The sequence below is a fragment of the Frankia sp. CeTa3Moorea genome (assembly GCF_978021225.1).
In genome coordinates this window covers 24,151-32,376 of sequence record NZ_CDXDOR010000008.1, presented here as the reverse complement: position 1 = coordinate 32,376, position 8,226 = coordinate 24,151, and the positions used below count along the sequence as shown (strand labels likewise).

The 8,226-nt window shown below is 68.9% G+C and carries 8 protein-coding genes and 2 tRNA genes; 4 read left to right on the top strand and 6 right to left on the bottom strand.

Annotation, left to right across the window (positions count from 1 at the left end):
- Positions 1-179: 179 nt before the first annotated feature.
- The 3 genes from AC08OV_RS03085 to AC08OV_RS03075 form a co-directional block, all read right to left on the bottom strand.
- Positions 180-821 carry an ATP-dependent Clp protease proteolytic subunit gene (locus AC08OV_RS03085; protein ID WP_011435649.1) on the bottom strand — a complete coding sequence of 214 codons (642 nt, stop codon included), beginning with the start codon at positions 819-821 and terminating at the stop codon, positions 180-182.
- A gap of 336 nt (positions 822-1,157) precedes the next feature.
- Entirely contained in the window at positions 1,158-2,594 is a 1,437-nt protein-coding gene (gene tig / locus AC08OV_RS03080) for a trigger factor (RefSeq protein ID WP_476612758.1), read from the bottom strand.
- A 57-nt stretch (positions 2,595-2,651) separates the two neighbouring features.
- Positions 2,652-2,724, bottom strand: a tRNA-Pro gene (locus tag AC08OV_RS03075).
- 47 nt (positions 2,725-2,771) lie between these two features.
- On the opposite strand from AC08OV_RS03075, the gene AC08OV_RS03070 reads away from it, so the two are divergent.
- A tRNA-Gly gene (locus tag AC08OV_RS03070) sits at positions 2,772-2,845 on the top strand.
- A 133-nt stretch (positions 2,846-2,978) separates the two neighbouring features.
- On the opposite strand, the gene AC08OV_RS03065 is transcribed toward AC08OV_RS03070, so the two are convergent.
- Positions 2,979-4,103 carry an acyl-CoA dehydrogenase family protein gene (locus tag AC08OV_RS03065; protein ID WP_476612757.1) on the bottom strand — a complete coding sequence of 375 codons (1,125 nt, stop codon included), beginning with the start codon at positions 4,101-4,103 and terminating at the stop codon, positions 2,979-2,981.
- Between the two features lie 33 nt (positions 4,104-4,136).
- On the opposite strand from AC08OV_RS03065, the gene AC08OV_RS03060 reads away from it, so the two are divergent.
- On the top strand, positions 4,137-4,619 hold the full coding sequence (locus tag AC08OV_RS03060) for a hypothetical protein (RefSeq protein WP_476612756.1): 483 nt from the start codon (positions 4,137-4,139) through the stop codon (positions 4,617-4,619).
- A gap of 765 nt (positions 4,620-5,384) precedes the next feature.
- Here the strand turns inward: AC08OV_RS03060 and AC08OV_RS03055 are convergent.
- Together AC08OV_RS03055 and AC08OV_RS03050 are read right to left on the bottom strand one after the other, a co-directional pair.
- Positions 5,385-5,564, bottom strand: a complete 180-nt coding sequence (locus AC08OV_RS03055) for a hypothetical protein (RefSeq protein WP_476612755.1) — start codon at positions 5,562-5,564, stop codon at positions 5,385-5,387.
- Positions 5,565-5,572: 8 nt separating this feature from the next.
- Positions 5,573-7,087, bottom strand: a complete 1,515-nt coding sequence (locus AC08OV_RS03050; RefSeq protein ID WP_476612754.1) for a transposase — start codon at positions 7,085-7,087, stop codon at positions 5,573-5,575.
- Positions 7,088-7,104: 17 nt separating this feature from the next.
- Between AC08OV_RS03050 and AC08OV_RS03045 the strand changes: the two genes are divergently transcribed.
- On the top strand, positions 7,105-7,635 hold the full coding sequence (locus AC08OV_RS03045; protein ID WP_476612753.1) for a class I SAM-dependent methyltransferase: 531 nt from the start codon (positions 7,105-7,107) through the stop codon (positions 7,633-7,635).
- A gap of 39 nt (positions 7,636-7,674) precedes the next feature.
- Positions 7,675-7,974 carry a hypothetical protein gene (locus AC08OV_RS03040; protein WP_476612752.1) on the top strand — a complete coding sequence of 100 codons (300 nt, stop codon included), beginning with the start codon at positions 7,675-7,677 and terminating at the stop codon, positions 7,972-7,974.
- Positions 7,975-8,226 lie beyond the last annotated feature (252 nt).

The window sequence follows — 8,226 nt, the reverse complement described above, 5'->3', positions numbered from 1 at the left end:
GCCGTACTCGCCGCGGGAGGTCTTCTCGATGATGTTCGGCAGGACGTAGCGGCCCTGCGACTGGGCGGCTGCCTGGCGGGCCTGCTCGTGCCGCATCTGCTGGTACAGCGTGTCGTGGAACATGGTGGCTGCCTCCGGGACGGATGACGACGGTTCGATCCGGTGAGCGGGGGCTCCGCTCAGCTCACCGGGCCTTCGCTGGGAACCTGGCGGGCCTGCTGGACGACGTGGTCGACGAAGCCGTAGTCCTTGGCCTCCTCGGCGGTGAACCACCGGTCCCGGTCGGAGTCGCGCTCGATCTGCTCGATCGGCTGACCGGTGTGGAAGGCGATGCGCTCCTGCATCATCCGCTTGGTGTACAGCATCTGCTCCGCCTGGATGGCGATGTCGGAGGCGGTGCCCCCGATCCCACCGGACGGCTGGTGCATCATGATCCGCGCGTGCGGCAGGGAGTAGCGCTTACCCGACGCACCGGCGCAGAGCAGGAACTGCCCCATCGACGCGGCGAGACCGAGCGAGACGGTCGCGACATCGTTCTCGACGAACTGCATGGTGTCGTAGATCGCCATACCGGCGCTCACCGACCCACCCGGCGAGTTGATGTAGAGGAAAATGTCGCGGGTCGGATCCTCCGCGTTGAGCAGCAGGAGCTGCGCACAGATCGCGTTGGCGATCGAGTCCTCGACGACCGAGCCGAGGAAGACGATGCGGTTGGCCAACAGACGGTTGAAAACCTGGTCGTCGAACGCGGGTCCACCCTGACCGGGTGCACGAAGGTCCGGACCCGGAACCGGCAGGCGCGGGGCTGCGATGTTACTCACGGTCAGCTCCTCGACTTCCTCACATGGGGCGGCTGATTGACCGGCTCGACACTATCTGTGACACGCCCCAGTTCCCGCCCTTCCCGCCCGATGTTCGCGCTGGGCGTGAGGACGGGCCAGTCCGGCCGGCCCGGGGCCGGTGGGCGCTCATGGCCAGCCGGGCGCGGGCTGGTTCGGCGCGGCGCCGTCCGGTCACGGAAGGCGGCGATGGTGAGACGAACAGCGGGGGCTGGCCACGGTTCCGGGTGGGAACGGTGACCAACCCCCACGATGCGCCTGTTATGACCCGATGGTTGCTTCGGGAGGAACGCGACCGCGCCAGCGGCGAGGCGCCGATCAGCCGTTGCCGTCGGTCTTCGCCTCAACCGGCTCAACCGTGGCGTCCCCGGGGGCGACTGCCTCCGCCGCGACGGTGACGTCGTGGTCATGATCCGCGTCCGCGTCGGCGCCCGGCTGCGGACGGGCCGGCAGAGCGAGCTCGACGGAGGTCCCCGCGCTGTCGACGACTTTGGCGTTCTCCAGCAACAGGAAGAGCGCCTTGGTCCGCAGGACATCGGCCATCAGGGCCGTCAGACCCTCGCCCTGCGCAAGCTGCTGAGCGTAGACGTCCGGCTGCACCCCGGAGCGCTGGGCACGCAGGATGAGCTGCTCCATCAGCTCGCCCTGGTCGATCCCAATCGACTCGGCATCGATCACCGCGTCCAGGATGAACTGGGAGCGGATGGCCTTGCCGGCGGACTCGCGGACCTCCGCGTCGAACTCCTCCTCAGTCTGGCCGAGGGTCTCCAGGTAGGACGTGCGGTCCGTGCCGATGTACTCCAGCTCGCGGGAGAGGCGGTGCTCACGGGCCTCGATCTCGCCGACGAGCAGCGAGCCGGGCACCGGCACCTCCACCCGCTCCAGGAGGCTTTCCAGCAACTTCTCCCGGGCCTGGCCGACCTGTTCGGTGCGGCGCGACTGCTCCAGGCGCGCCCGGATGTCCGCGCGCAGCTCGTCGAGGGTGTCGAACTCGCTGACGGTGGTCGCGAAGTCGTCGTCCAGGGCCGGGAGCTCCTTCTCCTTGACCCCGTGGACCGTCGCCGTCACCTGGGCGGGCTGACCGGCCTGCTCGCCGGAGAGCAGCTCCGTGGTGAAGGTACGGGTCTCGCCGTCCGTGGCGCCGATGATCGCGTCGTCGAGACCCTCGACCAGGTTGCCACTGCCGACCTCGTAGGACAGCCCGGTCGCCTCGGCACCCTCGATCGGCGTGCCGTCCGCCTCGGCGGACAGGTCGAGCGAGACGTAGTCACCCGCCTGCACGGCCCGCTCCACCGGCGTGAGCACCGCGAAACGATCACGCAGCGCGCCGACCTGCTCCTCGACCTGCTCGTCGGTGACCTCGACGGCGTCAACGATGACCTCAAGCTCCGAGAACTCCGGCAGGGTCACCTCGGGCCGGACGTCCACCTCGGCGGTGAAGACGAGCTGGCCGCCGTCGGCGAACTCGGTGATGTCCACCTCGGGCCGGGACAGCACGTCGACCTCCTCGGCCTGCACGGCCTCGGAGTAGAGCTGCGGCAGCGCCTCCTGGACGGCTTCGTCCAGGATGACATCCCGGCCCAGCCGCTGGTCCAGGATGCGCGGCGGGACCTTGCCCGGCCGGAAGCCCGAGACCCGGACCTGGCGGGCAAGCTTGCGATATGTGGCCTCGAGCGAGGGCTTGAGCTCGTCGAAGGGCACCTCGACAGTGAGCTTGACCCGGGTCGGGCTGAGGGTCTCCTTGGTGGCCTTCACGGCGCGGCGGTCTCCTGGTACGACGTTGGACAGGGGGTGACACGCCGAGGCTATCGGTCGGGGCGGGGAGACTCGAACTCCCGATCTCCTGCACCCAAAGCAGGCGCGCTAGCCACTACGCTACGCCCCGAGGCGTTGCCTGCTCATTCTACGGGGTAAGCTCGCATCGATCACCTCGCGGGTGTAGCTCAATGGCAGAGCCCCAGCCTTCCAAGCTGGCCATGCCGGTTCGATCCCGGTCACCCGCTCCACTCTGGGTGGGTTGTGTCCGCGCGGGGGGCGGACCTCGTCGTTCCGCCAGGCCTACCGGGAGGGCCGAGCCCCCCCCGAACCCCCCCGCATGCTAGGTGGATCCTGCTCCGGGCGTGGTTGGTCTCTTGCCGGTCAGAGGGAGCGGGCGATGAGCTCCTTCATGATTTCGTTGGTGCCGCCGTAGATCCTCTGGACGCGGGCTGCGGCGTACATGCGGGCGATGGGGTATTCGGTCATGTAGCCGTAGCCGCCGAAGATCTGTAGGCAGCGGTCGACGATCTCGCACTGCTTGTCGGTGGCCAGGTATTTGGCCATGGACGCGGTTGCGCCGTCGAGCCGGCCAGCCACATGCTCGGTGATGCAGTGGTCGATGAAGGTGCGCAGCGCCAGCGCTTCGGTACGGCACTCGGCGAGCACGAACCGGGTGTTCTGGAATTCCAGCAGGGGTTTGCCGAACGCCGTGCGCTCCTTGGCGTAGGCGATGGCCAGGTCGACGGCGTGTTCGGCGGCAGCCGCGGCATTCACCGCGATGGACAGCCGTTCCTGCGGCAGCTGCTGTACCAGCTGCATGAAGCCCTGGCCCTCGGCCGGACCGAGCAGGTTGGCCGCCGGCACCCGCATGTCGGTGAAAGCCAGCTCGCGGGTGTCGGTGCCCATCGCGCCGATCTTCTGCAGCACCCGGCCGCGTTCGAACCCTTGCAGCCCCTGGGTTTCCGCCACGATCAGCGACAGCCCTCTGCCGCCGGGCGCGTTGCCGGTGCGGGCCACGATGATGAGCAGGTCACAGTGGGTACCGTTGGTGATGAACGTCTTCGCACCGTTGATCACGTAATGGTCACCCTCGCGCCGGGCTGTGGTGCGCACGGCCTGCAGGTCGCTACCGGTGCCCGGTTCGGTCATCGCGATCGCGCCGACGAACACACCGGACGCCAGTCTGGGCAGCCAGCGCTGCTTCTGCTCGTGGCCGCCGTAGGCGTTGATATAGTGCGCGACGATCGGGCTGTGCACCAGGTAGGCCCAGCAGTCGTCGGCGATGTAGCCCTGCTCGCGCAACACCACGGCCTCGTGCGCGAACGTGCCGCCACCGCCGCCGTACTCGATGGGGCAGCTGATGCACAGCAGGCCGATCTCGCCAGCCTTGTTCCAGAACTCGCGGTCGACCGCGTGCTGTTCGGTCCACCGCTCGTGGTTGGGTTCGGATTCCTTGGCCAGGAAGGTGCGGGTGAGGTTTTGGAGCTGGTCGAGCTCCTCGGTCATCCACGATGATCGGTAGGTCATAGTCTGTCCTCGGTGGCCGGTGAAGTTGCCGGCGATCCGTTCGGCGATCTTCGTCGCGGTGGCAAGGGTTTCGGTGTCGGGGACGACCTGGCCGATCTACCCGATCTGCCCGTCAAAGGCCGCGGTCGCCGCGGTGTTGACGATGACGGCTTCTCCGATGCCCATGCTGTCCGACGGTACGGCAGGCTCTGCAAATGGTCAGCGGTGCTCGGCGTCCCCGCGCAGGGCAGCGCGGCCAAGATCGGCAGAGCCCACGACGCCGCCGTCGCCCGCATGTACGCCGAGCACCCCGCCCAGCTGCGCTACCTGCGCCGCGCGCTGATCGACCCGGAACACGACAACACCAAGATGATCATCTTGCTTGCCGACCTCACTCTCAGCCAGGTCCGCGGCCTACGTGCCGCCGGCATTTCCACCAAGCCCGATCCAGAGCACACCCAGGCGCTGGGCATCCTGATCCGCGAACTCGGCCCTGATCCGCGAACTCGGCCCTGATCCGCGAACTCGGCCCTGATCCGCGAACTCGGCCCTCGCCTGCGGCAACCCGTGGTCGAGTAGTTCTGGAACCACCTCGCCCAGGACGCGCCCACCGCCGGGCCACCGCCAGAGCCGACGATCAAAATCAGACCAGTCCCGCGCCCCTGACACAGGGCTCCGGCGTGCCTGCGGTGACGTTCTCCCGTGCCGCGGCGGGTGCGGCCGAACCCGGCGGTGTCTTCCGGCCCGGTTCAGCCTGGCCACCCGGTTCAGCCGCGCGGCGTGGAGCGGTCGGTGAAGCTTCGGCTGCAATTCGGATGCAAGAGGTATTTTGCGGGGGCTTCCCGACTGCGGACCGGATGCGGATCAAATATTCAGTGGAGGCCGATGGTGAGGCGTCGTGGCTGGCTCCCGGTAGCCGCGTGTGTGGGGGTCGGCCTTAACGGCATCCGGCTGCGCGGCCGGGTAGGTGCCATCGACGTCATCGAATCGGTGGACCATGGGCATCCGGGAGGCGAGCCCGGCTCGGACGACCCTCACGCGCAGCGTCCGTCGTACATCCTCCTCCTCGCCTCCGGAGTGCGTCTCGGCCCCGAGCATCGCCGCGCGGCCGACACATACGCGCGTCGGCACGGCCGCGAGGTCCTCAACCTGGTCCCAGCCGAGATGTCGGCGCACCGGATCCTCGACCTGGCGCGGATGGTCGACCCGTCCACCTACCGGTCAGCCCGGCTGGCCCGCGGTCGCGGGGCCTTCCAGGCGGTGCTCGTCAATGCAGAGGTGCTAGCCCGCACCGGCCTCACCACCGCGGACAGCACCGATCTCACCGATCTCACCGAGGCCGAGCTCGTGGCCGTGCTCGAGACGTGCAAACGGCACGCTGCCGCCTCCACCGACCTCGCCGTGCTGCCCGGCCTGGTCGGTGCCGAGCCGGACAACGATCGCACCCGGCTGTCCGTGCACCGCGCCGCCTATGCATGGGAGCCCGCCAGACGGGTCCTGCCCGCGCTGTGGGACGCCGCCATCCTGCTCGGGGCTACCAGCAACCCGCTCGCGGCACTCACGGCGGTGACGATGTCCTGGCTGCAGCCGGTCGCCGTGGGCGGTAGCCGGCTACGGGTGACGCCCGGGACGCTGCGGCGCAGCATGCTGACGCGGCGACGCGGTGACCTCCTCCAACTGGTGGGGATGCCGAGCCGAACCCGTGAGCTTCTCGGCGCACCGACCATCGGCCCGGATCCGGCGACGTGCCCGCGGGCTCCACGGCCGATCAGAATGGCGGGCAGGCCCACCCCCACGGAGGTCACCGAGAGGAGATCCCAGTACCGGCGGGATCTCGCCAACGGTCTTGACCGGTTCCTCGAGCCGCCTCGCACGACCTGCCCGTGGTGCGGCGGAAACGACCTCTCCGTGCGCAGGAGCAGGGTGCGGTATTTGTATTCCGGGTCGGTCGCGCGGCACCGCCGGCCGTACCGCTCGAAGATGACCCGGCGTCGCACGTCGCCGATCGTCCTGTTCGCCAGGTGGACGACATGGAACGGGTCGATCGCGTGCACGGCGTGGGGCAGCGTGTCGCGGACCGCCGCCTTGTAGATCGTGGACATGTCGGTCGTGACCGCCCAGATGTTCTCCCGCCACGCGCGGGCCTGGGCCTGAAGCCAGGCGGTCGTCGCGGCGGCGGTCCGGCACTCGGTCTGGCCGAGCAGGCCGTTGCTGCCGGAGGAATCGACGAACACGGTCTGCCACCGGTTCGCGTCCTCCACCCAGCGGCCCGCCGGGGCGTCCCAGTGGTACCGTGCCCGGCCCCGGCGATGGTCGTCGATCCCGAGCACCCCGACCAGCGGCAACGGCCCGGACACCGACCGGTGTGCCCGCGGCGTCGGCTCGGGCCCGGCCGTCCCGGCGGGCTCCGCGGGCCCGGCCACCCCGACGTTATCCGCCCCTTCCGCCTCCGCGGCGTCGTCGGCGTCGTCGGAATGGCCGGTGGGCTGCTCGGCCGGGAACGCCTCGTCGGGGTCAGTGAGCATGATCTCGACGGCCTCAGCGAGACGGACAAACGCCCCGTGCGCCGTGTGCCAGGAGATCCCGAGCGTCGCGGCGACCCGGTCGACCGGGACGAGCCAGTCCCCGCACAGATGGCCCATCCTCGCCCGGCCCGGCGCCGAGACCCGCGCCCCAGGCTCGGCGACCGGCCCGTCCTCGGTGAAACTGTCCCGGCCACAGGCGGCGTTCTCGCAGTACAACCGGCGTTTGTGCCAGGTCAGCGTCATCGGCAGCGCCGTCAGGTGCACCAGCCGCTGGCTGCCGGCCTCCTTGACCCGCCTCGAAGCCGCCCCGCAGTCCGGGCAGCACGCGACCACATCCGCGGACGTCACCAGATGCGCCGACCACCAGCCGTCCGCCTCCCGCTCGAGATCGGCGACCTCGACCCCACCCAGCCCACACAACTCGGCAACCACGGCACCGCTCATATTCGACACACGCACCCGCTCGCTCGTTGATCATGTTCCTTAGACAAAACACGATCTTTCCGGATGGCGGGTGCGGCCCATTTCCCGACCCCACGATCGACTACACGCAGTCACCGCGGGCCATCGCGATCCGTCAGTGCGCAGACACGGCCTCTAGCGAAATGCGGAGAGCCCCCTATCTCCACCGGGCCAGCCTGTCGATACCGACGCCCCGTCGCTGGTTGGACGTGGGAGGTGGCCATGGACATTTCTGTAACGTGGCGAGAACGGTCTGGCCGACGACCTCGTTCGACGCACTCGACATCGGGGCGAGCATCGAGGATGCGGAACGCCGACGCTGGGTAGATCGGGCCTACCGCGGGTTATTTCCCGATATCGCCGCCGATCTGGCCGACCAGTACGACGTCATCAGCATGTTCCACTACCTCGAACACACCCGGGATCCGCTGGCCGAGCTGGATGCCGCCGCACTCGCGCTGGCCCCGGGCCGCCATCTGCTGATCGAGGTACCGAATCCGGAGAGCCCCGCGGCCCGTATGTACCGCCAACTGTGGCCGGGATAGCTGATTCCGCAACATCAGCACCTTATGCCGGCGGCCAATTTGGCAGCTGCCCTGAACGAACGTGGCTTCGCGGTCCAGGAGATCCGGTTCGGTGATGTCCATCAGCAGGGGGACCCGGTGATGGCCCTGTATGGGCTGCTCCAGACCGTCGCGCCGTCACCGTCCTCAGCGTGGCGCACCGAGGAGGATCCAGGACGCCCGCGGAGGATCCGGGCGCTGACCGCGGCCGCCATGGTCCCCGCATTCGTAGCAGGCCTGGCCCTGGACGCGATGAGCCGGCCTTATCTGACCGCCGGCAGCCGGTCGAACGCCTACCGCATCCTCGCCCGTCGGATGTGAACCGGAGCGCCATATTCCCGCCACCCGCGCGTGATGGCCATGAATGGCCATGAACCGTGAGTGCCGGACACCACGGAACCATGGTGTCCGGCACCGTGCCGGCCAAAGAACCCGGGCGGGCATTGCCGATCGGAATCCGTTCCGGACGCCCTCGCCAACGCCGCTACACGTTCCTCCTAGCGGTTCGCCGTATTTCAGTGGCGCTCCGTCCAAGTTCTCTCGTCAGCTCAGGCCCAGTCCCAGCCCCAGTCC

Excerpts from the sequence above, each read along its gene's own strand:
- AC08OV_RS03065 (WP_476612757.1), bottom strand. The coding sequence starts at position 4,103 with ATGACCGAGGAGCTCGACCAGCTCCAAAACCTCACCCGCACCTTCCTG.
- AC08OV_RS03045 (WP_476612753.1), top strand. The coding sequence starts at position 7,105 with ATGTTCCTTAGACAAAACACGATCTTTCCGGATGGCGGGTGCGGCCCA.